The organism is Bradyrhizobium sp. 23AC, from assembly GCF_054863025.1.
The window spans coordinates 1-26366 of the sequence record NZ_JAVAYN010000003.1 but is presented as its reverse complement, the minus strand read 5'-3'; the positions used below and the strand labels follow the sequence as shown (position 1 = coordinate 26366).

26 protein-coding genes are annotated in these 26366 nt (G+C 62.2%); 21 read left to right on the top strand and 5 right to left on the bottom strand.

Annotated elements, in window-relative coordinates:
- Nucleotides 1–14 precede the first annotated feature (14 nt).
- Nucleotides 15–1436 (top strand): efflux RND transporter periplasmic adaptor subunit, encoded by a 1422-nt coding sequence (locus tag RAD10_RS08540; protein ID WP_461617099.1) that lies wholly within the window; start codon nt 15–17, stop codon nt 1434–1436.
- Nucleotides 1433–4621, top strand: a complete 3189-nt coding sequence (locus RAD10_RS08535) for an efflux RND transporter permease subunit (protein WP_461617098.1) — start codon at nt 1433–1435, stop codon at nt 4619–4621. The genes RAD10_RS08540 and RAD10_RS08535 overlap by 4 nt, the downstream gene beginning before the upstream one ends.
- Before the next feature lie 36 nt (nt 4622–4657).
- Here RAD10_RS08535 and RAD10_RS08530 read toward each other — a convergent pair whose 3' ends face one another.
- Entirely contained in the window at nt 4658–5734 is a 1077-nt protein-coding gene (locus RAD10_RS08530) for a Cj0069 family protein (protein ID WP_461617097.1), read from the bottom strand.
- 416 nt (nt 5735–6150) lie between these two features.
- Between RAD10_RS08530 and RAD10_RS08525 the strand changes: the two genes are divergently transcribed.
- The 4 genes from RAD10_RS08525 to RAD10_RS08510 are packed head-to-tail and all read left to right on the top strand — an operon-like array spanning nt 6151 to nt 8565.
- Nucleotides 6151–6384: a hypothetical protein gene (locus RAD10_RS08525; RefSeq protein WP_461617096.1), complete on the top strand. Its 234-nt coding sequence runs from the start codon at nt 6151–6153 to the stop codon at nt 6382–6384.
- Between the two features lie 40 nt (nt 6385–6424).
- A complete protein-coding gene (locus RAD10_RS08520; RefSeq protein ID WP_461617095.1) occupies nt 6425–7312 on the top strand; it encodes a DUF1259 domain-containing protein in 888 nt (295 codons plus the stop codon).
- A 12-nt stretch (nt 7313–7324) separates the two neighbouring features.
- Complete coding sequence (locus RAD10_RS08515; RefSeq protein WP_461617094.1) at nt 7325–8035, top strand: hypothetical protein; 711 nt, start codon at nt 7325–7327, stop codon at nt 8033–8035.
- Between the two features lie 29 nt (nt 8036–8064).
- Nucleotides 8065–8565 carry a GlcG/HbpS family heme-binding protein gene (locus RAD10_RS08510; protein ID WP_461617093.1) on the top strand — a complete coding sequence of 167 codons (501 nt, stop codon included), beginning with the start codon at nt 8065–8067 and terminating at the stop codon, nt 8563–8565.
- Nucleotides 8566–8629: 64 nt separating this feature from the next.
- Here RAD10_RS08510 and RAD10_RS08505 read toward each other — a convergent pair whose 3' ends face one another.
- Nucleotides 8630–8944, bottom strand: a complete 315-nt coding sequence (locus RAD10_RS08505) for a DUF1127 domain-containing protein (protein ID WP_461617092.1) — start codon at nt 8942–8944, stop codon at nt 8630–8632.
- Between the two features lie 59 nt (nt 8945–9003).
- Here RAD10_RS08505 and RAD10_RS08500 point away from each other — a divergent pair, with 59 nt between their 5' ends.
- Nucleotides 9004–9327, top strand: a complete 324-nt coding sequence (locus tag RAD10_RS08500; protein WP_461617091.1) for a 3-keto-disaccharide hydrolase — start codon at nt 9004–9006, stop codon at nt 9325–9327.
- A 115-nt stretch (nt 9328–9442) separates the two neighbouring features.
- Here the strand turns inward: RAD10_RS08500 and RAD10_RS08495 are convergent, their stop codons facing one another.
- Nucleotides 9443–9850 carry a GFA family protein gene (locus RAD10_RS08495; RefSeq protein WP_461617090.1) on the bottom strand — a complete coding sequence of 136 codons (408 nt, stop codon included), beginning with the start codon at nt 9848–9850 and terminating at the stop codon, nt 9443–9445.
- A 277-nt stretch (nt 9851–10127) separates the two neighbouring features.
- Here RAD10_RS08495 and RAD10_RS08490 point away from each other — a divergent pair, with 277 nt between their 5' ends.
- The gene (locus RAD10_RS08490) at nt 10128–10553 is read left to right on the top strand and encodes a hypothetical protein (protein WP_091953155.1); all 426 of its coding nucleotides are present in this window, start codon (nt 10128–10130) and stop codon (nt 10551–10553) included.
- A gap of 148 nt (nt 10554–10701) precedes the next feature.
- Here the strand turns inward: RAD10_RS08490 and RAD10_RS08485 are convergent, their stop codons facing one another.
- The gene (locus RAD10_RS08485) at nt 10702–11415 is read right to left on the bottom strand and encodes a Crp/Fnr family transcriptional regulator (RefSeq protein ID WP_461617089.1); all 714 of its coding nucleotides are present in this window, start codon (nt 11413–11415) and stop codon (nt 10702–10704) included.
- Nucleotides 11416–12072: 657 nt separating this feature from the next.
- Between RAD10_RS08485 and RAD10_RS08480 the strand changes: the two genes are divergently transcribed.
- The 3 genes from RAD10_RS08480 to RAD10_RS08470 all read left to right on the top strand — a co-directional run bounded on the left by RAD10_RS08480 (nt 12073) and on the right by RAD10_RS08470 (nt 14048).
- Nucleotides 12073–12786, top strand: a complete 714-nt coding sequence (locus tag RAD10_RS08480; protein ID WP_461617088.1) for a Crp/Fnr family transcriptional regulator — start codon at nt 12073–12075, stop codon at nt 12784–12786.
- Between the two features lie 401 nt (nt 12787–13187).
- The gene (locus tag RAD10_RS08475) at nt 13188–13643 is read left to right on the top strand and encodes a phasin family protein (RefSeq protein WP_461617087.1); all 456 of its coding nucleotides are present in this window, start codon (nt 13188–13190) and stop codon (nt 13641–13643) included.
- A gap of 189 nt (nt 13644–13832) precedes the next feature.
- Entirely contained in the window at nt 13833–14048 is a 216-nt protein-coding gene (locus tag RAD10_RS08470; protein WP_092256539.1) for a hypothetical protein, read from the top strand.
- A 206-nt stretch (nt 14049–14254) separates the two neighbouring features.
- Here the strand turns inward: RAD10_RS08470 and RAD10_RS08465 are convergent, their stop codons facing one another.
- On the bottom strand, nt 14255–15262 hold the full coding sequence (locus tag RAD10_RS08465) for a LysR family transcriptional regulator (protein WP_461617086.1): 1008 nt from the start codon (nt 15260–15262) through the stop codon (nt 14255–14257).
- A 235-nt stretch (nt 15263–15497) separates the two neighbouring features.
- Between RAD10_RS08465 and purU the strand changes: the two genes are divergently transcribed.
- The 10 genes from purU to RAD10_RS08415 form a co-directional block, all read left to right on the top strand.
- Nucleotides 15498–16370 (top strand): formyltetrahydrofolate deformylase, encoded by an 873-nt coding sequence (purU, locus tag RAD10_RS08460; RefSeq protein ID WP_018315797.1) that lies wholly within the window; start codon nt 15498–15500, stop codon nt 16368–16370.
- Between the two features lie 16 nt (nt 16371–16386).
- Nucleotides 16387–17667 carry an aminomethyltransferase family protein gene (locus RAD10_RS08455; protein ID WP_461617085.1) on the top strand — a complete coding sequence of 427 codons (1281 nt, stop codon included), beginning with the start codon at nt 16387–16389 and terminating at the stop codon, nt 17665–17667.
- Nucleotides 17668–17674: 7 nt separating this feature from the next.
- Nucleotides 17675–18583 carry a bifunctional 5,10-methylenetetrahydrofolate dehydrogenase/5,10-methenyltetrahydrofolate cyclohydrolase gene (locus RAD10_RS08450; RefSeq protein WP_461617084.1) on the top strand — a complete coding sequence of 303 codons (909 nt, stop codon included), beginning with the start codon at nt 17675–17677 and terminating at the stop codon, nt 18581–18583.
- An 18-nt stretch (nt 18584–18601) separates the two neighbouring features.
- The gene (locus tag RAD10_RS08445) at nt 18602–20056 is read left to right on the top strand and encodes an MFS transporter (protein WP_461617083.1); all 1455 of its coding nucleotides are present in this window, start codon (nt 18602–18604) and stop codon (nt 20054–20056) included.
- Nucleotides 20057–20322: 266 nt separating this feature from the next.
- A complete protein-coding gene (locus RAD10_RS08440) occupies nt 20323–20742 on the top strand; it encodes a CopG family transcriptional regulator (protein ID WP_091953913.1) in 420 nt (139 codons plus the stop codon).
- A gap of 3 nt (nt 20743–20745) precedes the next feature.
- Nucleotides 20746–21939 (top strand): extracellular catalytic domain type 1 short-chain-length polyhydroxyalkanoate depolymerase, encoded by a 1194-nt coding sequence (locus tag RAD10_RS08435; RefSeq protein WP_461617492.1) that lies wholly within the window; start codon nt 20746–20748, stop codon nt 21937–21939.
- 432 nt (nt 21940–22371) lie between these two features.
- Complete coding sequence (locus RAD10_RS08430; RefSeq protein WP_461617082.1) at nt 22372–22884, top strand: phasin family protein; 513 nt, start codon at nt 22372–22374, stop codon at nt 22882–22884.
- 167 nt (nt 22885–23051) lie between these two features.
- Nucleotides 23052–24011: an alpha/beta fold hydrolase gene (locus RAD10_RS08425; protein WP_461617081.1), complete on the top strand. Its 960-nt coding sequence runs from the start codon at nt 23052–23054 to the stop codon at nt 24009–24011.
- 251 nt (nt 24012–24262) lie between these two features.
- Nucleotides 24263–25219, top strand: a complete 957-nt coding sequence (locus tag RAD10_RS08420; RefSeq protein WP_461617080.1) for an ABC transporter substrate-binding protein — start codon at nt 24263–24265, stop codon at nt 25217–25219.
- A gap of 245 nt (nt 25220–25464) precedes the next feature.
- Nucleotides 25465–26366, top strand: a 902-nt coding sequence (locus RAD10_RS08415; RefSeq protein ID WP_461617079.1) for an ABC transporter substrate-binding protein, incomplete at its 3' end; no start/stop codon positions are given.

Genomic DNA, 26366 nt, shown 5'->3' with positions numbered 1-26366 from the left:
CGCGAAGGCACACCATGAAGACGCTACGTCTCCTGACAACTCTCGCGCTGGCCGGTGGCTTGGCCATGGGCGCGTACTGGTCCTCGCACGACGGGCGCTGGTCCGTTCATGCCGAGGCGACCCCGGCTCCGGCCCAGGCGGATCGGACTCCGCTCTACTATCGCGATCCCAGCGGCGCGCCGCTCTGGTCCCCTGGTCCGAAGCAGGACGACCGCGGCCGGGATTATCTGCCGGTCTATGAGGACGGTCAGGCGGCTGCGACGGCACCAAAGCCACCGCAGGCGACTTTCTCGCGAAAAATCCTCTACTACCGCAACCCCATGGGCCTGCCCGACACCTCGCCGGTGCCGAAGAAGGACCCGATGGGGATGAACTACGTCCCCGTCTACGAAGGCGACGAGGTCGACGACGGCACGGTGAAGCTGTCGCCGGGCAAGATCCAGCGCACCGGCGTCAAGTCCGAGCCCGCCCGGCGGCGCGCGATCCGCGTCGCGGTGAAGGCGCCCGGCACGATCCAGCTCGACGAGCGCCGCGTCTCTGTCATCGCGATGCGCGCCGAAAGCTTCGTGCAGAAAGTCGCCGACGTCACCACCGGCACGCGCGTGAAGGCGGGCCAACCGCTGATGGAGATCTACAGTTCGGCGGTCGCGTCCGCGGCGGCGGAATATCTGGCAACGATCACCTCGAAGACAGTCGGCGGCGTCGAGATGTACGGCCGCGGCTCGCGGCAACGGCTGGTCAATCTCGACGTGCCCGAGCCTGTGATCGCCGAGATGGAGCGGACGCGCGTTGCGCCCGTCACCATCCATTGGTCGGCGCCGCGCGACGGCATCGTGCTCGAGCGCAACGCGATCGAAGGCATGCGCGCCAATCCCGGCGACGTGCTGTTCCGGATCGCGGACATTTCGCTGGTCTGGGCGCTGGTCGACGTCGCCGAGCGCGATCTCGGCAATGTCTCGGTGGGCCAGCCCGTGGCGGTGCGTGCGCGGAGCTTTCCCGGCCGCATCTTCAGCGGCAAGATCGCCGTGGTCTATCCGCAAGTGAACCGCGACACCAGGACGGTTCGCGTCCGGATCGAGCTCGCCAATCCCGATGCAGTGTTGCTGCCGGACATGTATGTCGATGCCGAGATCGACACGGCCGATAGCGCGCCCGTCCTGGCGATCCAGGATAGCTCGGTGCTCGACACCGGCACGCGCCAGGCCGTCCTCGTCGACAAGGGGGAAGGGCGCTTCGAGCCGCGTGAGGTGAAGCTCGGCCGGCGCGGCGGCGGCTATATCGAGGTGCGCGACGGACTTGCGGATGGGGAGGCAGTGGTCACTTCCGCCACCTTCCTGATCGATGCGGAAAGCAATCTGAAGGCCGCGCTCAAGGGTTTTGCGGAAGGAGCGCCTCAGGCGTCCGATGCGGGCCGTGCGACGGGAGAGCACAAATGATCGCCCGCATTATCGCCTGGTCGGCGCGCAATTTGCTGCTGGTGCTGTTCGGCACCGGCTTTGCGGCCGCTGCCGGTCTCTATGCGCTGATTCACCTGCCGCTGGATGCGATCCCGGATCTCTCCGACACCCAGGTCATCGTCTACACCGAATATCCCGGTCAGGCGCCGCAGGTGATCGAGGACCAGGTCACCTATCCCCTGACCACGGCGATGCTGACCGTGCCGAAATCGAAAGTCGTGCGCGGCTTCTCCTTCTTCGGCGCCTCGTTCGTCTACGTGATCTTCGAGGATGGCACCGACATCTATTGGGCGCGCTCGCGCGTCCTGGAATTCCTCAACGGTGCTGCGTCGCGGCTTCCCGCCGGCGTCAGCCCGACCATCGGGCCCGACGCCACCGGCGTCGGCTGGGTCTACCAGTACGCGGTCCTGTCGAAGGAATTGAACTTGGCGGACACCCGCACGATCCAAGACTGGAATCTGAAATTCGCGCTGGCCAAGGCCGAAGGCGTCGCCGAGGTCGCCAGCATCGGCGGCTTCGTCAAGCAGTACAATGTCGTGCTCGATCCGCAGCGGATGCGCGACCGCGGCATCAGCATGCAGAAGATCCGTGAGGCGATCCGTGCCAGCAACGCCGACGTCGGCGGACGCACCGTCGAGCTCGCCGAGTTCGAATACGTCATTCGCGGCAAGGGCTACATCAAGAGCATCAACGATCTCGGCAACATCGTGCTGAAGACGAGCAATGGCACGCCGGTGCTGCTCCGCGACGTCGCCAATGTCGAGCTCGGACCGGACGAGCGCAGGGGCATCACCGAGCTGAATGGTGAGGGCGAGGTCGCCAGCGGCATCGTGCTGCAGCGTTTCGGCGTCAACGCGCTCGACGTCATCGAGAACGTCAAGAAGCGCTTCAAGGAAATCGCGAGCAGCCTGCCGAAATCGGTCGAGGTCGTGCCGGTCTACGATCGCTCCAACCTGATCTACGCGGCGATCGACACGCTCAAGCACACGCTGTTCGAGGAGAGCATCGTCGTCGCGCTGGTCTGCATCGTGTTCCTGCTGCACGTCCGCAGCGCGCTGGTCGCGATCCTGATGCTGCCGGTGGGCGTGCTGATGGCGTTCGGCGCCATGAAGCTGCTCGGTCTCGGCTCCAACATCATGAGCCTAGGTGGTATTGCGATTGCGATCGGCGCCATGGTCGATGCCGCGATCGTCATGATCGAGAATGCCCACAAGCACCTCGAACGCGCCGAGCCCGGCCAATCGCGCGTGCAGATCCTGATCGATGCCGCCGCGGAGGTCGGCCCCGCGCTGTTCTTCAGCTTGCTGATCATCACCGTGTCGTTCATGCCGATCTTCACACTGGAATCGCAGGAGGGGCGGCTGTTCAGCCCGCTGGCGTTCACCAAGACCTTCTCGATGGCGGCCGCCGCCCTCTTGTCCGTCACGCTTGTACCCGCGCTGATGGTGATCTTCGTCCGCGGCCGGATCGTGCCGGAGAGCAAAAATGTCATCAATCGTTTCCTGATCTGGATCTACCGGCCCGTGATCAAGGGCGTGCTTCGCGCCAGGACGCTGGTGATCCTGGCCTCGGTCGCAGTCCTTGCCGTCACGACATGGCCGGCGCGGCAGCTCGGCACCGAGTTCATGCCGGCGCTGAACGAGGGCACGCTGCTCTACATGCCGACGACGCTGCCCGGCATCTCCGTGACCAAGGCGGCCGAGCTGATGCAGATTCAGGATCGCATCATCAAGGCGTTCCCCGAAGTCTCCTCGGTCTACGGCAAGGCGGGACGGGCGGCGACCGCGACCGATCCGGCGCCGACCGAAATGTTCGAGACGGTGGTCAATCTGAAGCCGAAGGAGCAGTGGCGTTCCGGCGTCACTGTCGACAGTTTGATTGCGGAGATGGACAAGGCGCTGCAGTTTCCCGGCGTCTCCAACGCCTGGACCATGCCGATCAAGGCGCGCATCGACATGCTCTCCACCGGCATCCGCACGCCTGTCGGCGTCAAGGTCATGGGCACCGACCTCGTCGAGATCGACCGGCTGGCGCGGCAGGTCGAGCGGGTGATCAAGTCCGTCCCGGGTACGTCGTCGGCCTACGCCGAGCGCGGCATCGGCGGCTACTATCTCGAGATCGTCCCGGACCGCGAGGCGCTCGCCCGCTACGGCATCCTGATCCAGGACGTTCAGGACACCATCGCGGCCGCGCTCGGCGGCCAGACGGTCACGACGACGGTGGAAGGACGGCAGCGCTTCACGGTGAACATGCGCTATCCGCGTGATCTGCGCGACAATCCCAAGGCGATCGCCAGCGACATCCTGGTGCCGATGCCCGCGGGCGGCGCCGTGCCGCTCGGCGAGGTGGCGAAGGTCGAGCCGGCGCGCGGGCCGACCTCGATCCGGACCGAGAACGGCCAGCTGGCGACCTACATCTATGTCGACATCCGCGATCGCGACATCGGCAGCTACGTCGCGGATGCGCAACGCGCGGTGACGGAGAGCATCCAGTTTCCCGCCGGCACCTATGTTGTCTGGAGCGGCCAGTACGAATATCTCCAGCGCGCGGCCGCGCGCCTGAAGATCGTCGTGCCCGTGACGCTCACCATCATCTTTCTGCTGCTGTATCTGAACTTCAGGGCGCTGACCGAGACGCTGATCGTGATGCTGTCGCTGCCGTTCGCGCTGGTCGGCGGCATCTGGATGATGTGGTGGTTTGGCTTCAACCTGTCTGTCGCCGTCGCCGTCGGCTTCATCGCGCTTGCAGGCGTCGCCGCCGAGACCGGCGTCGTGATGCTGATCTACCTCGATCACGCGCTGACCGAGATGAAGGCGAGGCGCGAGGCCGAGGGCGGGGTCTTCACCCGGCGCGATCTCCATGACGCCATCATGGTGGGCGCGGTCGAGCGTGTCCGGCCCAAGATGATGACGGTGGTCGCCATCATGGCGGGCCTGCTGCCGATCATGTGGAGCACCGGTGCCGGATCGGAGATCATGCAGCGCATCGCGTTGCCGATGATCGGCGGAATGATCTCGTCGACACTGCTGACGCTGATCGTGATCCCCGCGATCTTCGGGCTGGTGAAGGGGCGGGGGCTGCCGGGCGGCGAGCAACCGGCGCTCGCCGACCAGCCTGCCGTTGAAACGGAGAACGGCATGCGCGCTCCGCAAGCGGCCGAATAGGATCGCGAGACGTCGTCCGGCTTCCCGGGCTTTGTCTCAGCCGGACCGTGCCTCCTGGCTCCGCAGCAGACGGTGCGTCACCGTTCGTGCGATCGCCGCCGGCGCTTCCTCGGGGATCGCAAAGCAGGAGCTCGCGTTGATCTCGCACAGCACGTAGGTGTCGGCGCCCGCCGCATCGCGCGGCCCGTACAGGAAATCCGCATCCCAGATCACCGGCAGTGACCATTCATCGATACCGAGCGTTTCCATCATCTGCGGCGTCCATTCGTCCTCCATCGACCTTCGCAGCGCCTGGAACGGCGGAGCATCGGGGCCGTGCATGATCCGCGGTCCCGGCTGCGCCGCCGGCGCATCAGGGCCTTCCGGCGGCGGTGGGATCAAGGCCTTGATCAATTGGTGCCCAAAGCCCGCGACCCTGGCGCCGCTCATGTAGCAGCGGATCATCCCGTCGGGCAGGCGAGGTTGAAACGCCTGGTCGATGATGCAGCCGCCCCATCCGAAATACGGCACGCAGCGCGCCACCAGGTCGTCGAACCTGATGTCCTCGGGCCGGCTCCCGCGCTGGGCATGGAGCACACGAACCGTCTCGGTCGTGTTCGGAAGCGCTTCGACCTTCCAGACGCCCTGGCCGCCATTGCCGCGATTTTGCTTGAGCACGCGGGGACCGTCCGCCTGAAGGCGCGAGGGAAATTCGGCGCGGAACGCCGCGGCGGTGTCATAGCGATGGATATCGGTCCCCCAGCCCAGGTGGCGCGTTCGGTAAAGCACCTCCTTGACGCCCATCTTCAGGATCACGTCGGGATGAGCGCTCACCCAGGGACCTCGCGCCGCGACGTCGCGCAACAGGGGATCGAGCTCGGCGCGCGTCTTGCCCTGGTGGATCGGATCGACCCAGACCAGCACGCCCTCGGCCGCGAGCAGTTGATCGCGGACTGCGTCGGCAAAGCTCTCGTCGTAGATCACGGGACGCGCGTCGATGCCGACGGCGGCGAGCGCCTCGAAGACGCGGACGAAGCGGCTGTTTTGCGGCGTTGCATCCTGGCGGGCGGCGGCGTCTCCGCGTGAGAGGATGGCGAGTGTTTGGCGGGGGGATGGGTGTCGTTCGGTGTCCATGCGCAAGCTCCACGAATGGCGTGCTGCGCAGAGCTTGGACCGGGGTCTCACGGGGAGTCTGCTTCGTCCCCACGTGACGAACCTAATGAGATCGTCCGGTCGTTTCAAGATGCCGGTTGGCGCGGTTCCGTTCCGAGTGAACTCTTCGTGACGCGCCTCGGCGATGCGCGTGTTGACAGCTGGGCCACCCGGGTTTCTATTCGACGTGACGGGGATTTGCGATCTCCCCGCGAGGCGACATGCCCAAGAATCGCGTCCTGATCACCAAGGGCGCAGCATGTCATCGTTTCCCAATCTCATCGGACAAATCGGGATTTTTCATTCGTGTGCGGCGGCCGCGCCGAAGCGCGTTGGCATCATCTCGTCGCGCCGCGCCGAACGATTTCACCTGGGGCAGGAGACGCCAGGAGAATGTCATGCGGACAAAGGTCATCTTTCACACAATCCTCTTTCTGGCGATCGCCAGCGGGCTGTCGAGCGCACGCGCTCTGACACAAGAGGAGGTCGTCGCCAAAATCCAGGCGGCCGGCTACACGCAGGTCAGCGACATCAAATCGACCGCCGAGGGCACGACCGCAAAAGCCGTGAAGAACGGCAAGGACGTGCGGCTCGTCGTCGACAGCGCCGGCCAGATCAAGGAGCAGAAGTGAGACACTGAACGGCTGAAATCCAAGCTAAGGGAGCAGTTCAATGCGAAAGACAATTTTGGCACTGATCGGCGCCAGTGCCTGCTTCATCGTGAGCGCTCATGCGCAGGATCCCGACTGGAAGAAGGTCGACGAGACGCTGGGCCGCAAGCCCGCCGTTGCGGATGATGTCCACCGCTACGGCTTTCCCCGCACCGATCTCACCGTGACCTTGGACGGGGTGGCGATCAAGCCGGCGCTGGCGCTCGGCGGCTGGCTCGCGTTCAAGCCCGCGCATGGCGGTGCCATGGTCATGGGCGATCTCGTGCTCCTCGAGACCGAGATCAATCCCGTGATGGCGAAGATGATCGCGAGCGGTCTGGAGATCACCGCCGTGCACAATCATCTGCTGCGCGCGAGCCCGGCGACGTTTTACATGCACGTCGCCGGACACGGCGATCCCGTCAAGCTGGCCTCGGCGATCCACGATGCGTTGGCCGAAAGCAAGACTCCCTTGACGGTCGCGGCGCCGGCGGGCCCGCCGCCTGCCATCGACCTCGACACCGCAAAGCTCGATCAGGTCATCGGCGTCAAAGGGCAGGCCAACGGCGGCGTCTACCAGTTCAACGTCAAGCGGCGCGACCCGATCACTGAGGATGGCATGCTGCTCACCCCCGTCGGTGCGATGGGCGTTGCGATCGCCATCAACTTCCAGCCGACCGGAGCAGGCAAGGCCGCCATCACCGGCGATTTCGTCCTGACCAGCGACGAGGTGAACCCGGTCATCGTGGCGCTGCGTACGCACGGCATCGAGGTGACGGCGCTGCACAGCCACATGCTGGACGAGCAGCCGCGGCTGTTCTTCATGCACTTCTGGGCCAACGACGACGCGGTCAAGCTCGCGAATGGCCTGCGTGCCGCGCTCGACAAGACCGCAAGCACGAAGAGCTGAAGTGAACTGTACATGGCCGCAAAACACCAACTGATGACCTGCACCGCCGCAAGCCTTCCGTCCCGATCTTCAGCGTGGGCGAGGCTTGCCTTGGTGTCCATGCTGGCTCTGTTTGTAGGAGGAAACGCCGTGGCCGAGACCGTGAATTTTGACGACGCTCCTGCCGGAATGCCGCCCGCAGGGTGGACTTTAACGATGACCGGCAAGGGAGAACCGAAATGGACCGTCGAGGTCGACGTCACGGCACCGAGCAAGCCGAATGTTCTCAAGCAGTCCGGACGAGCGACGTTTCCGCTGGCCATCAAGAGCGATACTTCCATCCGTGACGGCTTCGTGGAGGTCAAATTCAAGGCGGTGACCGGCTCCGAGGATCGCGCCGCGGGAATCATCTGGCGCGCGAGGGACGCCGACAATTATTACGTCGTCCGGGCCAACGCGCTGGAAGATAATGTCGTGCTCTACAAGACGGTGAAGGGTGTCCGAACCTCACTGGAGATCGTCGGTCGCAAGGGCGGCTATGGCGTCGGCACGCCGGTGCCATCCGGGCGATGGCACGCGCTACGCTGTGATTTCGCGGGAAGTCGCTTCAAGGTGACCTATGACGGACAGCTTTTATTCGAGGTGGAGGACACGACCATGACGGACGCCGGCATGATCGGCCTGTGGACCAAAGCGGATAGCGTCACGCTGTTCGATGATCTGACCTATGGTGAGACCAAATAGGTGTTTGTCCACTCTTACTGGAGATCGTTATGAATGTTCGATGTCTGTCGGTCGCGACCGCCGTACTGATCGCGTCCATCAGTCCAATGCGGGCGGAAGAAGCCCTCGTCGCTTACAAATCGCTTAGCCCGGAACTGGCGCTCGATCTTGCGCGCGCCGCGTTGGACGGCTGTCGAAGTCGTGGGTATCAAGTCGCCGTCGCTGTCGTCGATCGTTTGGGCGTCACGCAAGTGATGCTGCGCGATCGCTTTGCCGGGCCCCACACGCCAACGACGGCCTCCGGAAAAGCGTGGAGCTCCGTGTCGTTCAAGACCAGTACGACCGATCTGAATGCGATCAGCCAGCCTGGCATGATGCAGGCGGGGATTCGCAATCTTCCCGGAGCCGTCATCATAGGAGGAGGACTGATCGTCGAAGCAGGCGGCTCTCTGGTCGGAGCGGTCGGCGTATCCGGCGCACCCGGCGGTGACGCGGACGAAGCCTGCGCGAAAGCCGGGATCGAGGCCGTCCGCGACAAACTGGAGTTCTGAGAGCGGACGCCAAGCTCGCGGCTCGACCGTCGCCGAACGTTGGCGCGAGCTTGGCAGGCCACCGCTATTCGCGCAGACGAGCAGACGCGCCGCTCTCGCAGAGCGAGGTGCGGCGCGCTTGGTCGAGGGAAATTGAACAATCAACCAGTGTTGCCCAGTCGGCAAAGGAAGACCTTCGAGCGTCCGCAACGATTGATCTCGATAAACCAACGTCCGCGAGCAGCCGGTCATCCAGTTCGAGAAGCTCGTCGTATTCGCGGCGCCGCGCTATTGCGTTCAAGAGCGCGAGCGGCACTCTCCAGAGCCATGCAAGGTTTGGAGAAGGGGCGAAGGCTGCGCGGGATGTGTCGGTTGAGGCAGTGGTGCTGTCGCAAGACATGTTTCACCTCCGAAATGGAGCGAAACAACGCTTGGCTCGAAAGCTGGTCGGGCGGTTGTATGTGGCCCGAAACCCATCGCTATCATGCTCCTCCTTGGCGCACAAGCAATCCCTGTCGCCTGGTCCCGCACACGACCCGCACCGATGTCGCGAAAGGCCCGTGGCAGTGGAACACGTTCGTCATCGAGGCGATCGGCAGCCGCATCACGGTGACGCTGAACGATGTGGTCGTGAACGACTTCATCGATCCCAGGCCCAGGTCTCTGCGTGGACACATCGCGCGGCAAAACCATCACGATGGTTCGAAGGTGCAATTCCGCAACATTCGTATCAAGGCGGTTGTGCCGGGGGTCACCGGGTTGCCTGTCGCGAGGCTCGCCTAATCTCTTCAGGCCGCAGTGCGCCCGCGATCCTGACCGCGTCGGTCACGGTCGCGGGTAGTCGAGGAGGGAAGATGGCCGTCGTCATCTGACGGCGCCGGTGGTCGCCTCTTGCCGCTTACGGCTGTGGCGGAAAGCGTTCGAACGTCGGCAGTTCGTGTGCGTGCTCCATCCAGCGCAGGCGCTCGGCGACCTGGATCTGCATCGTCGCCGGCACGGCCTCTGGATCGTCATAGGTCGCGCTTTGGATATCGATGATACCGGGCATCAGGCTGGCATTGTCGTAGAACAGGCCGGTGCCGCAATTGGCGCAAAAGTGCCGCCGGACATGTTCAGAGGAGCGGTAGACCTTCGGCTCACCCTTGGTGACCTTGAGAGCGCTCTCCGGATACATCGTCCAGCCGACGACCGGCGCGCCGGCGTGGAGCCGGCAGTCGCGGCAATGGCACAGCGCATGCACGATCGCGTCACCCTCGACCTCGTAGTGGATCGCGCCGCAGTGACAGCCGCCGGTGATGGTGCTCATGCGTTCCTCCGATGAAAGGCGGGTTTCGTGGATCGATAACTCGCGAGACGCGCGGGTTCAACGGCGCAAACGATTTGAAGTTGCGTCCTACTGTCGCCTGACAGCTGCTGCCAAGCCAAGCCTTCGGTGCCGCGGCTTCGTTTTCGGCGCCGCGACTTCACCGCGGGATCTTCAGCCTCGGTTGTCCACACCCACGACCCGCAGTATCGAATTGCGCGCTCGACCTACTAGCGATCGATAATTTGCCAGCGCCGTCGGGCGCAGCTTTGATGACGGCATGAGCACCAAATCACGCGAGGTCATCTGGAGCGGCCGGATTCTGGGTGCGGAAATTTCGGCCAAGCACGCACGCGAAGAGGCCAAAAAGGCCGTTCGCGAGGCCGACCGCGCTGAAGCCGAAGCCTGGTCGGTACGCATGGAAGGTTACGGCGGCCCTTCGCAGCCCTCGCCGACGATCGGCCAATGCCTCAACGGCGGCATGGGCTGGCTCGAAGTCGAGTGCAACAGGTGCAAGGCGCGTGCGAGCCTGCCGCTCGACGCAATCCGCCGTCCCCGCGATACGCCGATCTGGAAGCTGGAAGCTTCGCTCAAGTGCCGGTCATGCCGAAAGGGACGTTCCGCGCCGCCGGTCCACATGATCAAGCTGACCGCCACGCAAAGCATCACGCCCTACAAATGGGTGCATCCGACCGAGGAGCGGTAATCTGGCGGCGCTGCGACGACAACAGCCCGCGCGCCTTGTCGACCTCTGGCCCCTAGCGCCGATGTCCATCCTCGCCTTGGCGTCGGCTCTTCGGGCGAAACCGGTCATCGTCACGGTCAAATGTGCCTCGGCAGAACCAAACGCGAGTTCAGGCTGGATCGATAGAAAAGATATCGTCGACTTCGAGCCGCATGGTGTCGCGGCATTCGCACGCCACCGCTGCGAGCCGCGATGGGTCGATCTCGATTTCGCCTCGCCGTTCGGATCTGATCGCTCCGGAAGCACGCAGATTGCGCATCAGGAGCGTCACGGTCGTCCGTCGTACACCCAGTATTTGCGAAAGCGTCTCCTGGGTGAGCGGGAGGACGTCGTGGTCGACGCGGTCGTGAAGATGGAGCAGCCAGCGTGCCATGCGGGCTTGGACCGGATGCAGCGCATTGCAGGCTCCGCCGATTTGTAGCTGTATCAGCATCGCCTTGAAGTGAAGCTGGACAGCGTGGCGGATCGCGGGGCTACGGCTAAAAGCCGCGTGGAATCGCGATACGGGGATCCGCGAGGCGGTGCCGGCGGCACGAACGATGGCGGTAAGGGCCGCAGGGGACGGCCCCAGTACGGAAAGGGTGCCTACTGCTCCTTCGCGCCCTATCGCAGCACTGGCGACCGTCTCCCCGTTCGCCATGTCGATCATCACCGAAATGGCCCCACTATGAGGGAAGAGGACGTGCTCGGTCTGGTCACCCGCCCGCGAGATGACCGCGTCCCGATCGAGCGCGACCATCTCCAGCTCGGGTGCTAGCAGACCGAAGTCTGCCACCGGCAGGGCTGCGAGAAGTCGGTTACCAATTCCGCTGGGATGCGTCACCGTAGCCCACCGCGAACCGCATTTCGAGCGGCATAGGACGGCAAACTCGAACTTTGTTTGAACCCGCGTACGCTTCGCGCTCCGAAATCGAATTCGGCCGCGGAAGCTCTCAATTTCAAAAATAAAACTCCGAACACACGCGATCCTGAGGCGACGTTTTGTCTTACGCCATCATTCAGGACTTAGATTCAAGCGCTATGTGGCACAATTGCAAAATGCGTATGGGTAACACCATAGGGGTTCCAATTTCCGGAGTGCGGCAAACGCTGCGGTGAGAGAGTTGCGCGAACCATGCCTTTCACCGCGATCTACGCGATGATGAGCACAAGCTGCTGAAGGGGCCGTTCAGCAACTCCGCCAGCACACTCCGCCGGTTTCGTTTGGTCCGAAAGTGGCCCGTGAGCGAAATCGCGGTAGGGCATCATCGACCGTCGGCAGTTGCGGTATGCCGGACCTGTCTTAGGCGTGACTAGATCGACGCGAATTGGCCCAAGGTGGACATCGTGTCGCGGAGGGCGCCTCAGTGACAATGGCTGCTCCGGGCTCGGTCAATAGGAACAGATCGCGCTAATATGGGTTCCCACTGGATTGTTGTTTCGTGCGTTCGATAAAGGGACATCCAAGATGGCCCTCCTGCCGAGCCCTGGGAATAGACTCTTGGCAGCATTGCCACCTGGAGATTTCGACTTGCTCGCGCCTCACCTTCAACGGATGTCATTTGGGCTCGACACCGTCTTGGTGCGAATGGAAGAACAGTTCGAACATGTCTATTTTCCGGTTAGTGGAGTTGTAGCGTTTCTGGTCGAGATGTCGGATGGACACACGGTGGCCTCCACGCTGATGGGCTCGGAAGGAGCGGTTGGCGCTCTCTCGGTGCTCAGTTCGTCACGATCGCCTGTGACGGCTACAGCCTATGTGCCCGGCAGTGCGTTGCGGATACCCTCCTCAAAATTGAAGTATGCTTTTGAGCAAAGCGCCGCGGTTAAACACGTCCTGCGACTTCACCTCGGCACACAGCTCTTGCAGCTCCAGAACGTGGCGGCCTGCAACGCGGTGCATCCGGTCGAATGCCGGATGGCACGGTGGTTGCTCGAACTGCACGATCGGGTTGCGGGCGACGTAATTCAGCTGACGCAGGAGGCGCTTGCACAGCTTTTGGGGGTGCGACGAACCACGGTGACATTAACAATGAACAAGCTTCGCGGAGCTGGCTGCATCAAACCCGATCGTCGCGGACTGCTGAACCTCGAGCGAACTCAACTGGAGGGTATTGCTTGCGAGTGCTATGGTGTCATGCGAGGCCGAATTGATCGCATGTGCTGTCAGGAGCTATCCTGCGAAGCGGGTGGAAAACGAGAAAGTTTCAATTAGGCAGAGTGAAGCAGAAGGGTAGGCGGCTCGAGGCTTGCGAGCTACCGTTGCCGGTACGTCGCGTGATGTCCGTTCTTGCGCAAACGTAGCGCATCCCAACGCAGCTAGCGCGGGGCTCCTTTTGCAATGCTTGCGCTAAAGGAAGGAACTTCCCACCCCCTGCGATATCCCTGTTATGCACAGTCACTCCCCGACATACCTTCGTCTGTGTTGACAATCCCAAAAAAAGTTTGAGCGAGAGTCACAAACCGAACCGACTTCCCGCTTCTCGCAGCACAAAGTCATGCCGGGTCGGGGCTAGATCAAGGCTCATCCAAAATCTGATCGAACACGGAGCGTGAGCTCTCGTGACGCAAGCCAGCGTTGCGAGGAATGCTTTCGCTTGAGAAAGGAAATGTTGCGTGACTGAAAGCCAAATGAACGGAACGAACGTTTTCGCGATGCCATGGTTGGATTTCTCGAAGGTCATGTTGCCTGGCCTGGGGCGCGAGCTTGCCGAGCAGGGCCTCGCCCGCGCACGGGAAGGCTGCGAGAAGATCAAGACCGCATCGGAAGAGATGACGCAGGCGCTGCGTGAGACCTATTCGAGCAATGCGAGATGCACGACCGACTACGGGCTCAAGGTGTTCGAAATCTCAAACGCCAATGCCGCTTCTGCGCTCGATTTCTTCGTCCATCTGTTCGGCAGCAAGTCCGCGACCGATGCCTATACATTGTCGGCGGCGCACGCGCGCAAGGCTTTCGACACCGCCTCTGACCAGAACAGGGAATTGTGGGCGCTTGCCCAGAAGGTCGCGACGGAAACGGGTGAGCCGATCAGGAAGCACTTCACCAGGGTCCTCCACCCAGGCGGCTAAAAGCGCGTTCAATTTCACATTCGGATTCGTTTGAAGAGGAGATCCGGCTGGTTGGAACACGCCCAACTGAGCGAGCGCGCCCCACTGCCCCATGCTCGACTCTCAGGCCTCGCACCGACGAGAGGCGCATTCCAACCGGCCGGTGCTTTTCTGCAAACCACAACAAAAACAAATCGCAAGGGAGGCAATATGGGAATGGTCATGGTCAAATGTCCACAAACCGGACACGCGATTCCCACCGGCATCAAGACTGATCGCGAGAGCTTTGGACGCCGCGCGGTGTTTTTCTCCCGCACCCGGTGTCCGATCTGCCGCACCGATCACGCGTGGTTCGCGCGGGAAGCCTGGGTCGACGAGCCGGCCACCCGTGCCGCGAGCTGGCGTCTGGCACCGGAATATGGATGAAATGGTCGCCGGCGCCCCTCATTGAAAGGCACCGCGTCAAAGACGACATGACACATGAGTTGGTGCTGGCGGACCACAGCTCAGGGTCTTGATCTTTCCAGCAGCGTTAAATTGCCAAAGACCGCGTCGAGGAAAACGCGACCGAAGCCGCCGGTACGCGCCGACTGGCGCGGTTTCCTCCAAATGGTGAACTCTTCGTGACGCGTTTACCGCCGCCGTGACGCGGTCGTTGTCGCAGACCGCCCGGCGATGGGTGCCGCGGCTTTGGCGCGCGACTTGGCATAATCGGCCGACATCGCCAGCGCGGGGTCGCGGTCCCGGAGCTCCTCGGCCACGATTGTTTGAAGCCAGCGCACGGCGGGCTCGTTGTCCATCCGCCGGTGCCAGTGCTGTTTCAACTCGATGAGAGGTATCGAGACCGGCGGGGGCAGCAGCTTCAGCCCGGCGTTCGCGTACCAGGCCCCGAGCGAGAACGGCACGGTGGAGATCATGTCGCTCGTCGCAATCAATTGCGGCACGCTCATGAAATGCGGCAGGTGCAGCACGACGCGGCGTTGCAGCTTGAGCTCGCGAACACGCCTTTCGAAGATCTCCTGACTGCGCCCCTGCTGGTTTACGACGATATGGTCCGCGGCGAGAAACTGTTCGAGCGAGAGGGTGTCACCGATCGTTGGATGGTCCTTTCGGACGATGCTGGTGAAGGGATGATCGAACAGGTCCTCTGTCACGATGTTCGGACCGACGAGGTCCGGAAAATAGCCTATCGCCAGATCGATCTCGCCGCTTTCGAGCGCGTCTTCCAGATCCTCGTGCGACGTCGGCAGGCACCGCAAGCTCGCTCCGGGAGCCATGCTGCGAATGCGTTGGAGGATCGGCGGGATGAAAATCAGGACGCCAATATCCGAGGTTGTGACCGTGAACACGCGGTCGCTCTCTTCTGGCACGAAACGCGGCTTGCGGAGTATCTGCTGATCGACGGTGGACAGCACTGTCCGCACGGCTTCGGCGATTGATTCCGCGAAGGGCGTTGGCCGCATGCCGCGCCCGGTCGAGAGAAACAGGGGATCGCCAAAGAAATCCCGCAGCTTTCGCAGGCCGGTGCTGGCCATCGGCTGGCTCATTCCGAGCTCACGGGAGAGCGCCGACAGGTTCTGGGTGCGGAAGAGCCCGTCGAGCAGCAGAAGAAGGTTCAGGTCGAGCCGTCTGATATCCATCACATTGATAGCTTGTATTGAATAATACCGGATTTTCAATGACGGCTTTATGCGCGATGGTCCCTGCGCAACGCCCGCAGGGGCGACTTTGGGAGTGAAATCAAAGCCGTAGGTCGCCGGCCGCGCAGGCCGGGCCGGTCCTCTTCCTCAGTCCGCCTCTCACCTTTCCCCACATCCGCTCACCCCGTCGGTGCGTCGGACCACGACCGCGCGTGGCGCGAGGAATCGTCCGTAGATGCAGCCTGAACTTGCTGGAAGCTCTCAATACATCCTGACCCTGTCATGCCGCGATGTGCCCGGGATCGTGGCCGACGTTTCGCGCTGTTTGTTCGAGAACGGCGGCAACATCATCGAGGCGGCGCAGGTCGACGAGATCATGAGCGAACGCTTCTTCATGAGGGTCGGTGTCACCCTGTCGGACGAGGGCGCGCAGAAGGCGCGAGCAGGCCTTGAGATCATCGCCCGACGGTTCGGCATGGAGTGGAAGCTCCGATCCCAGGCCGAACGCAAGCGCGTGCTCCTGTTCGTCTCCAAATTCGATCACTGCCTGGGCGATCTCCTCTATCGCCACAGGCTCGGCGAGCTCCAGATGGACGTCGTCGGGATCGTTTCCAACCATCCGCGTTCGGCCCTTGCCGTCAGCCTCGTCGGCGACATCCCTTTCCATCACCTTCCGGTTACGAAGGAAACCAAGATGGAGCAGGAAGCGCAGATCAAGGCGCTTGTCGCGACGACGAATGCCGATCTCGTCGTTCTCGCGCGTTACATGCAGATCCTCTCGGATGATCTCTCGCGCCATCTCCATGGCCGTTGCATCAACATCCACCATAGCTTCCTGCCGGGGTTCAAGGGCGCAAAACCCTATCACCAGGCGCACGCGCGCGGCGTGAAGCTCATCGGAGCGACCGCGCACTTCGCGACGAGCGATCTGGACGAAGGTCCGATCATCGAACAGGACGTCGAACGCGTCAGCCACCGCGATACGCCGGACGATCTGGTCCGGAAGGGGCGCGACATCGAACGGCGCGTCCTCTCGCGCGCGGTCCATCTCTTTCTCGAGGACCGCGTCATCATCAACGGCGATCGAACGATCGTCTTCTCTAATTGAGAAACGGAGCACGACAATGTTGACCCCCAAGGGCATGCGCAAGACACCCGAAGGCTATTTCACCTCGCGTTGGGGCCTTCCCGAATACACCGACTGGATCGACGAGAGCATGTCGTGGAAGGAGACCTGCGCCATCGGCGACTGGTCGTTCCTCTGGGAGCGGCGCTTCAAGGGACCCGATGCCCTGAAGCTTTTCTCGGATACTTCCGTCAACAGCTTCCAGAAGTTCGACATCCGTCAGTCCAAGCACGTCGTCCATACGACAAAGCAGGGAAAAGTCATCGCCGAGGGCATCCTCACGCGGTTGTCCGAAGACGAGTTCATGTTGTTCGGGCGCGGCACATTCTGGGTCGACTACATCCGCCGGCACGGCGACTACAAGGTGACGTCCGCAGCCGATGACTGGTTCAATTTCCAGGTCCAGGGGCCGACGTCGCTCGCGCTTCTTGAAAAGGTCGCGAAGCAGTCGCTGCGAGACGTCAAGTTCATGCATTCGGGCGAGATCGAGATTGCCGGCTGCAAGATGCTCGCGCTGCGACAGGGCATGTCTGGCGAGATCGGCTTCGAGCTTCAGGGGCCGATGGGGCAGGCGGCGGCCGTCTACGACGCCATCGTCGCTGCCGGCCAGGAGTTCGGCCTGCGCCGGATCGGCGGCCGCGCGATTTTCATCAACCATCTCGAGGCCTGCTTCCCGACGATCGTCACCGACTACATGCCCGCGATCTTCGACGAGGACATGAAGGAGTATCAGGATGAGTTCCGCGCAGCGATGCCGGGGTTCGCCTCGACCTTCAACATCGCAGGCAGCTTCCAGTCGGACGACGTCCGTGACTGGTACCGGAGCCCGGTCGAGCTGGGCTGGGCCAAGAACATCAAGTTCGATCATGACTTCATCGGACGCGCGGCGCTCGAGGACGAAGTTGCCCATCCAAAGCGCGTGATCCGCACGCTCGTCTGGAACGGAGACGACGTGGCCGACGTTCACGCCTCCCTCTTTCAGAAGGAGCAGGAGCCGTACCAGTACATGGAGATGCCTCGCGACCAGCGCGGCTTCATGTACGCAGACCGGGTGCTGAGTGGCGGACAGGACGTCGGCGTGACGACGTCGCGGGGATATAGCTACTTCTTCCGCGAAATGTTGTCGCTCTGCACCATCGACATCGATCATTCCGAGATTGGCAATGAGGTCGTCGTGGTCTGGGGCGAGCCCGGACGTCGGCAAAAGCAGATCCGCGCGAAGGTGGCGCCGGCGCCCTACAAGAAGGACAACCGTCGCGCTGATCTCTCCAAGGTCTGATCTACCCATGTCCGCGCGCATCATCGATGGAAGGGCGCTCGCTGCCGAGGTTCGGAATGAAGTGGCCGAAGGCGTCGCCGCCCTGGTTGCTGGCGGCGCGGCGGTCCCGGAGTTGGCCGTCGTGCTGATCGGCGACGACCCCGCCAGTCACGTCTATGTCTCGAACAAGGTGCGGCAGAGCGAAGCTGTTGGCATGCGATCACGCCGGTTCGTGCTCGCTGCGGACACGCCGGAGCGGTTGTTGCTCGACTTGATCGAGCAGTTGAACCGCGATCCCGCGGTGAGCGGGATATTGGTTCAGTTTCCGTTGCCCCCTCAGATCGATGCCGCGCGCGTCGTGACGGCTATCCGGCCCGACAAGGATGTCGATGGATTCAATCCGTTGAACGTGGGGCGGACGGCCGCCGGAATGGAAGGCGCCTTGGTTCCGTGCACGCCTCTCGGCGTCCTGCGTTTGATCAAATCGGTGCACGACGACATCGCCGGCTTCGGAGCGCTGGTCGTCGGAGCATCGAACGTCGTGGGCCGGCCGATGGCGCGGCTGCTGTTGCAAGAAATGTGCACGGTCTCCATCGCGCACGTTCGGACCACCGATCTGGAACGGCGCTGCAGGGAAGCCGACATCCTCGTTGTCGCAACCGGCGTCCCAGGCCTGATCCGCGGTCATTTCATCAAGCCGGGCGCAACGGTCATCGACGTCGGCATCACTCGCATCAAGTCCGGTTCAGGAGCCGAGAGGCTTGTCGGCGATGTCGCTTTCGACGAGGCGATTGAGGTCGCCGGCGCGATCACGCCTGTCCCGGGTGGCGTCGGGCCGATGACGATCGCGTGTCTGCTCGCCAACACGTTGGGCGCGGCCCGAATGGAAGCTGCCCGGTCGAACGCGAAAGAGGCGGACGTGACGACGGCTGTCTGACTGGAGCGCCGGACGAACGTGCCTGGCGAGAATTGGGCGGCCGAGTTGTGGCCGCCCGAGCAGAGATATTCGAAAGCGTTTACAAAAAGGGGGAGAACGAACGTGACGACACAGGTCCTGGACACACCGCAGCAGCGGGTTATCGACATCGGTTCGCTCGCAGAGGAGGGGACGTGGAACGCCTCGCGAAAGCAGGTGCTGCTCCTCTGCGCTCTCGCTATCGTCCTCGACGGTCTGGACAATCAAATTCTCGGCTTCGCCATACCATCGATGATCAAGGAGTGGAGCGTCACGCGCAGCGATTTCGCTCCAGCCCTCGCGTTGGGCTTCGTGGGCATGACGATCGGCACGCCGATCGGAGGCGTCGTCGGCGACTGGCTCGGACGCAAGGTTGCCCTCATCGCATCCGTCTTCCTGTTTGGTGCGGCGACCTTTGCGATTGCGGTCGCTCATGGTGTCGGCGAGGTCGGCTTGTATCGTTTCCTGGCGGGCCTTGGGCTTGGCGGTGCCCTTCCGGCGGCGACCGCGTTGATCGCAGAATTCACGCCTAGGCGAAATCGCAGTCTTTCCGTGATGCTGGGCATTGTCTGCATCCCCATCGGAGGCATGATTGGTGGCCTGATCGCCGCTCAGCTGCAGCCCGAATATGGTTGGCGCATGCTCTTCGTGGTCAGCGGCGTGTTGCCGGTGATCGTCGCCGCGATCCTGATGTTCGCACTGCCGGAATCGCCGCAATATCTGTTGGCGCGTGGCGCTGACATGGAAAGGGTGGCGAAATCCGTTCGGATCCTGGACGAGACCGCTGCCGCTTCCAAAGCCTTCATCGACCGGCGCGACGTCGATGTTGAACGTGCTTCGCTCACCGCACTGTTCATTGCCGGATTTCGTCGTACGACGACGGCGCTCTGGATCGCGTTCTTCTTCTGTTTGTTGCCGGTCTACGTCCTCTACGCGTGGGCTCCCACTCTCTTGACCAGCAAGGGTTTTGACGTGCAGACGGCGAGCTTCGGTCTGGCACTGTTCAACTTCGGGGGCGTCGGTGGCTGCATCGTCACCGGTTGGGCGATCGGCAGGTATGGAACGCGCGTTGCGATCCTGACTGTTGCCGGCGCAGCAACCATCGGCGCGATGATCCTGGCATCGATACCGCTATCGACCGAAACCCAGCCGTTGCTCATGGCTCTCTTGTGCATCGAAGGCTTCTGTCTGCTCGGCGCGCAGGGCTCTCTCTATGCGCTGGCGGCCCACATCTATCCGACCAACGTCCGGTCGACCGGTGTCGGTGCGGCAGCCGGCTTCGGCCGAGCGGGGGCCATTGTCAGCGCGTATATCGGCACATTCGCACTCAACTACGGTGCGACCGTGTTCTTCGCCGTCATCGCATTCTGCGTCGCGATTACGTTCATCGCGGTGGCGGTCATCGATATGCATCAGGCGGCGATGAGAGCCGAAACGGCGAGTTCCGGAATCTGAGGAGATGCATCCGCTACTGTGCATGGGGTTGTTTTCGCGCTTTTGTTTTGCGAACGCCTAAACAGCCCCGCTCAGCGCCGGCCGCGCGGGGCCTCGTTACACCCAGAGCAACGAAGACGTCCGCTTCCGACAGGTGACCCGACCAAGCTCATGCTGGCCGGCCAGGGCAGCCTTTGACCAAAAAGCCGTCCTTACGGAAGGGGCCTTGAAGTATCGGAATAACATCCATATACCATCCAATGGGATGGTAAGAATGGATGTTAGCTATGGCCGATAATGTGCGCGAGCTGCGACCCAAGGCCCCGGACACCGAGAAGATCACGATCAACCTTGGCTATGTCGACCTCGGTCATGTCGATCTCATGGTGCAGGAAGGGTTCTATTCGAATCGGACCGATTTCATCCGGACAGCAATCCGGAACCAGCTCGAGCGCCACGTAGAGGTCGTCAGACAATCCACGGCCCGGAAGAACCTGGACCTCGGGCTGCGCAACTACACTCGCGAGGATCTCGAAGCGGCGCGGCGCGCCGGCGAAATGCTGCAGATCAATGTTTTGGGCTTAGCCACCATCGCCCAGGACGTCACTCCCGAGTTGGCTCGCGCCACAATCGCGTCGATCTCGGTGCTGGGGGCCCTTCACGCCACTCCCGCGGTCAAGGCCGCTCTCGCCGACAGAACGAGGTGAATGATGCTGGATCAAGACATAGTCCGCGAAGCCACCCGCCTCACGCGTGCCGGCCAACTGGTCGAGGCCACCGCGCTCCTGCAACGCATGCTCCAGGGCGGCGGCGCTTCAAGACCGGAGTCTCGCAGCGCCGCTCAAGCTCGGCTCCCGCGGCTCGATCCGCTTACCATCGACGCCACGGCCAACTTCGTCGAGGAGCGGAAGGCTCCGCAGATCTCGCCGGCCCGCTTTGATCGAGGACGCAGACGCTCCTCACCGCTCGACGGCATGCGGGATTTTTCCGGGCTCGGCCTGCGAAGTCCGATCACGCGCGCTCCTCTGTCCCCATCGGACATCATGCCCGACGGCACACGGTTTATCGCCGGTACTTTCAGTAACGCCGCGGGAAGCCGGACCTACAAGCTGTTCATCCCAAGCCGCTGTCAGGGACAACGGCTTCCCCTGATCGTCATGCTTCATGGCTGCACCCAGTCGCCGGACGATTTCGCGGCCGGCACCCGGATGAACTTCCGGGCGGAAGAGCAGAATTGCTTCGTGGTCTATCCTGAGCAGCCGAGCGGAGCCAACCAGTCGAAGTGCTGGAACTGGTTTCGCACCGGTGACCAGCGCCGCGGCGGGGGCGAGCCTTCGATGATCGCCGGCATTACCCGTCAGATCATGCGCGACCATGCGATCGATCCGAAGCGCGTATACGTCGCGGGTCTCTCTGCCGGTGGGGCCGCCGCCGCCATCATGGGCGCAACATATAGTGACCTGTACGCGGCCGTCGGCATTCATTCAGGCCTGGCGTGTGGGGCCGCGAGCGATCTTCCCTCCGCGTTCGTCGCGATGCGGCAGGGGGGCGGCTCCAAGGCAATTGCGGATGGCAAAACTTGTGTGCCGCCGACCATCGTTTTCCATGGTGATCGCGACACGACGGTGCATCCAAAGAATGGCAATCAGATTATCGAGCAATCCGCCAGGGCAACTAGGCCGACGACGAAGGTACTTCGTGGACGCGTACCCCACGGCCATGCCTATACTCGCACGGTCCTGACCGACGAGGCCGGTCGGGCGATCTCCGAACACTGGACTATCGATGGCGCCGGACACGCGTGGTCAGGCGGCAGTCCCGCCGGGTCCTACACTGATCCACATGGGCCGGATGCGACGAGGGAAATGCTGCGCTTCTTCCTCGAGCATTCGCTCGGTGGGTAATCTGGTTGCAAGGGCGCTCAGGTTGTCCTCGAGCACGTCGCAGAGCTTCTGAACTGCTGGTGACGAGAGCATTCAAATTGCTGCAGCGATGCGGCCTATCAATGGCCGCAGCCGATGCTGCCCTCCGAAGGTTCAATACGAGGCGGTCTCGCGATCAAGGCATGAATGTTTGCGTAGTCGCCGCAAAGCACAACGAGCGGAGAGCTAATTGTTCTCAGGCCGAGGCCCATTGAGCATAGGTCTGGAAGATCGCCAGCTAGACGTTTGTTGGTTGGAGTTGCTACCTGAAATCAACGTCCACATCGCAGAACCTGCGTGTCTCAGTTCATGCGGGGCGCTCCAACAATGCGCGGGTTTTGGAACGCCACATCACAAAGCCTGTTGTCCGTTCAGAAATGACCGTGGTCGCCCCCCATATTCTTGGAGCGTCAGATGAGCAAACGCAAACCGCCACCAGCGTCAAAGCGCGCCCGCAATCCGAAAACGGCCGCGCGGGCCCAACGGAACAAGCAGGCCATTGTTAAAAGCTCGAAAGAGAATGGACCTCGCTCTGTTGCGGCAGCCTCGATTGAACCACCTCTTAGGCTTCGTGACGATCCTAGACCCGGGGTTCCTATCATTGAGTCTCGGGTGGATGCCCTGCCAGATGACCTCAGTCGGAGAATGATTAATAGCGATCCAATGAAAGGCTTTGCCTTAGCCACGGCAAACACGCAGGCGTACCAAGCAAAGCTTCTTGAGATAGCTCAGGCCAACGTGCAATTTGCTTTCGATTTCAGCCTGAGACTTGCGACGATCAGGTCACCAACTGAATTTTTCGCCGTCATTATGGAGTTTACAAGCAGACGGGTCGATATGTTCGGGCAGCATTCGAAAGAGTTGTCGGCATATCCGTTCTGGCGCATCGAGCCGCCCCGAGAGCTCACGGTTCTGCCGGGACGATAACTGCAAGCCGTTCCTGCTGCGGCAAAGGATGGACGCAACGCGGACCACGCACGGGGCGATCACGGTTCTTTTGGCTGGGGAGCGCGGAGCGAGCGGAATCAGCAGCCCTTAGAGGGCTCGATGCCGCCAATCCGAGGGACCCGCGATCGGGAATGGAGGTTGACACCATGTCGACAACTGAAGCCGTTCTGCTGATCGTTTTGGCAGGGCTTGTCGTTCTGATCCTCTGCAACATCACGTTTCAGGTGACGGCGGAACGAACGAATCCGCCTATCGGCGTCTTCACCGTGTGCGACGGAGTGCGCCTTCACTATATCGAACGGGGCGACGCCGCCGCGCCTTGCGTGGTCCTCCTCCACGGAAATGGCACCATGGTTCAGGATCTCGTCCTCAGCGGATTGGTCGACCGTCTGGCCCGCAACTATCGCGTTGTTTGCTTCGACCGGCCAGGGTTTGGCTACAGCGACCGTCCGCGCACGCGCATCTGGACGCCCACAACGCAAGCTTCCTTGTTCGCGAAGGCTCTTGATCAGCTCGGAGTGCGCAATCCCGTGGTGCTCGGCCACTCCTGGGGAACGCTGGTGGCAATCGCGCTGGCGCTACGGAGCGGTTATGCCGTGAGCGGGCTGGTGCTTGTGTCCGGCTACTATTTTCCAACCTCTCGGATGGACTTTTGGCTCATGTCAGGTCCGGCACTGCCGTTGCTGGGCGATCTGATGCGCTACACGATCTCGCCGATCATATCGTGGGCTATTGCGCCGAAGCTGATGCGCACGCTGTTCGCGCCGCGTGCCGTTCCGCCGGAATTCAAGAATGAATTTCCGATCTCGTTGGCTCTCCGGCCCAAGCAGTTGAGGGCGGCAGCCGAGGAGAGCGCGTTCCTTATTCCAGCTGCTGCGCAATTGCAGCTTGAGTATCAGGGTATCCGGTGTCCCGTCAGGATCGTGCATGGGAAGAGTGACCGGCTCATCGAGGCCGACCAGTCGCGCTGCCTGCACGAGGCGTTGCCCCGCTCCGTGCTACACTTGGTCGAGGATGCCGGTCACATGGTTACCTATGCAGATTCGCCGGGAATAGCGGATGCCGTGGCGGCGCTGGCGCTCACCGCGCCGCTGAGGACCGCATAGGGTTTCCTGTTGCAATGTGGGCGTCCGGAAGCCTTAGCCGAACCACGCTGATCCCGATGTGATGTCGAGTCTCGCCGGCAGACCGGACGCGGGGCCGTGCCCACTTCGAGGGCCGCTGGTGATCCGCACCAGACATCGCCAACGTTTCAATCCACCATTTCAACGGCTATGATGGCAAGCTCGCGCGCTGCCGAAATTGGAAATGCATCATCAGAGCGATCATGAGTGGGCGCCGGTGTTTTATAGCTTTAATGGGAGCGGCCATCGTCGTCGCGCCGCTCTCGACACGCGCGCAACAGCCGGCCACACCGGTCATTGGATTCCTCAACAACTTGTCGCCTGGTGCGATCGCCCGCCCCGTAGCCGCGTTCCGCGAGGGCCTGAAGGAAGCCGGCTTTATCGAAGGCCACAACCTCGTGATCGAATATCGCTGGGCCGAGAATCACAATGATCGTTTGCCCGCGCTGGCTGCCGATCTGGTCCGGCGCCAGGTTGCGGTGGTTGTTGCGACCGGCGGTGGCGCCTCGGCGCTAGCCGCGAAGGCTGCGACCACCACAATTCCGACCGTGTTTTCCTCAGCCACTGATCCTGTCGAGCTGGGCCTCGTTGTCAGCCTAAACCGACCCGGCGGAAACGCCACCGGCGTTTATGTGATGACCAACTCTTTGGAAGCCAAGCGGCTGGGCCTGCTGCACGAACTGCTTCCAAACGCCGCGACCATCGCCATGCTGGTCAATCCGGGCACTCCCGGCGCCGATAGCCAGTTGACGGAAGCGAAGACGGCTGCGCAAACCCTCGCGCGGGAGATTCACGTTCTAAGGGCACACAACGAGCCGGAACTCGACAGGGCCTTCGCGATCCTGGCCGAGCACCATACCGACGCTCTCCTCGTCGCGGCCGATCCGTTCTTCAACGCTCACCGCCAGCAGATCGTCACAATGGCAGCGCGCTACGCCGTTCCCGCAATCTACGAGTTCCGGGAGTTTGTGGTGGCCGGCGGCCTGATGAGCTACGGGATCAGCCTGGCCGACGCGTACCGGCAGATTGGACTTTATACCGGCAAAATTCTTCAGGGCGCCAAGGCCGCTGACTTGCCGGTTATGCAGCCGACCAAATTCGAGTTGGTCATCAATCTCAAGGCCGCGAAGGCGCTGGGCATCACTGTCCCGCCGATGCTGCTCGCACGTGCCGACGAGGTGATCGATTAGGGGAGTTGTTGCTGCGGTGCACGAGTCAGCTTGTGGCCGTTGCTGATCTCAGCCCAGAGCTGCGTCGATGTCCGCTTCATAGAGGTGACCCGACCAAGGTCTTCTGGCTGCCGAAGGCAGCCTTTGACCCATTGCGGGCATATCTTCACGCCGCTTTGCGACGCAATATTGCACTCACCAAGTGCCACCTCTGTCGAGAACTGATATACTGCACCGCGTCGTCCTCAAGTTGTGATGAGGGTCGAATGAAGCGGCGGGAGTTCATAGCGGCCGCTGCGGCGTTACTCGTTTCGTCACGGGGTTTGCGGGCGCAGAGCAGACGCTATCGACTTGGCTTTCTCGCTGTAGGTGATGGAAGCGGGCGGACGCTCAATCAAACCGAACTGGCGTTGTTTGATGGGCTGCGAAACCACGGTTGGATAGACGGAAGAAATCTGATTATCGATTATCGTTTTTCCCAACCTCCGGATCGACTGCCCGCTTCAGTTGCCGATCTGATTGCCCTCAGTCCCGATGTGCTCATCGTCGCGGCACCGCAGGCAACCAAGGCCCTGAAATCGGCAACTGCTACCATTCCCATCGTATTCGTAGCCGTGGCTGACCCTGTGGGACTTGGCCTCGTGCAAAGCCTAGCGCGTCCCGGCGGCAACATAACGGGACTTGCGACTTACGTGCCGGGAGATTTTGTCGCAAAACGAATAGAAATCCTGCGGGAACTGGTGCCTGGTGCCTCGCGGTTTGCAATCCTGGCCAATCCAGGCAACCCGATGCATAGGCTGTTGTTAGCCGACGAGGTACCCAGTACGGCCCGCAACCTAGGTGTGGCTCTGCCGATAGTTCAGGCGATCACGGCCGAGGAGCTTGATGTGGCCTTTGCCTCGGCCGCCGCTCAGGGCGCTGATGCTATCATTGTTTTTGGCGATACTCTGACCGTTGTCGAGGCCCCCCGAGTCGTCGCGCTCGCGGCGAAACATCATCTGCCTGCCGTTCATTTCTCCCGACAATTCGCCAATGGGGGATTGATCGTCTACGGCCCCGATTTCGCCGATCTGTTCCGCCGTGCAGGCGGCTACGTCGATAAGATACTTAAAGGCGCCAAGCCGTCCGATCTGCCGGTAGAGCAGCCGACTAAATTCGAGTTCGTGAT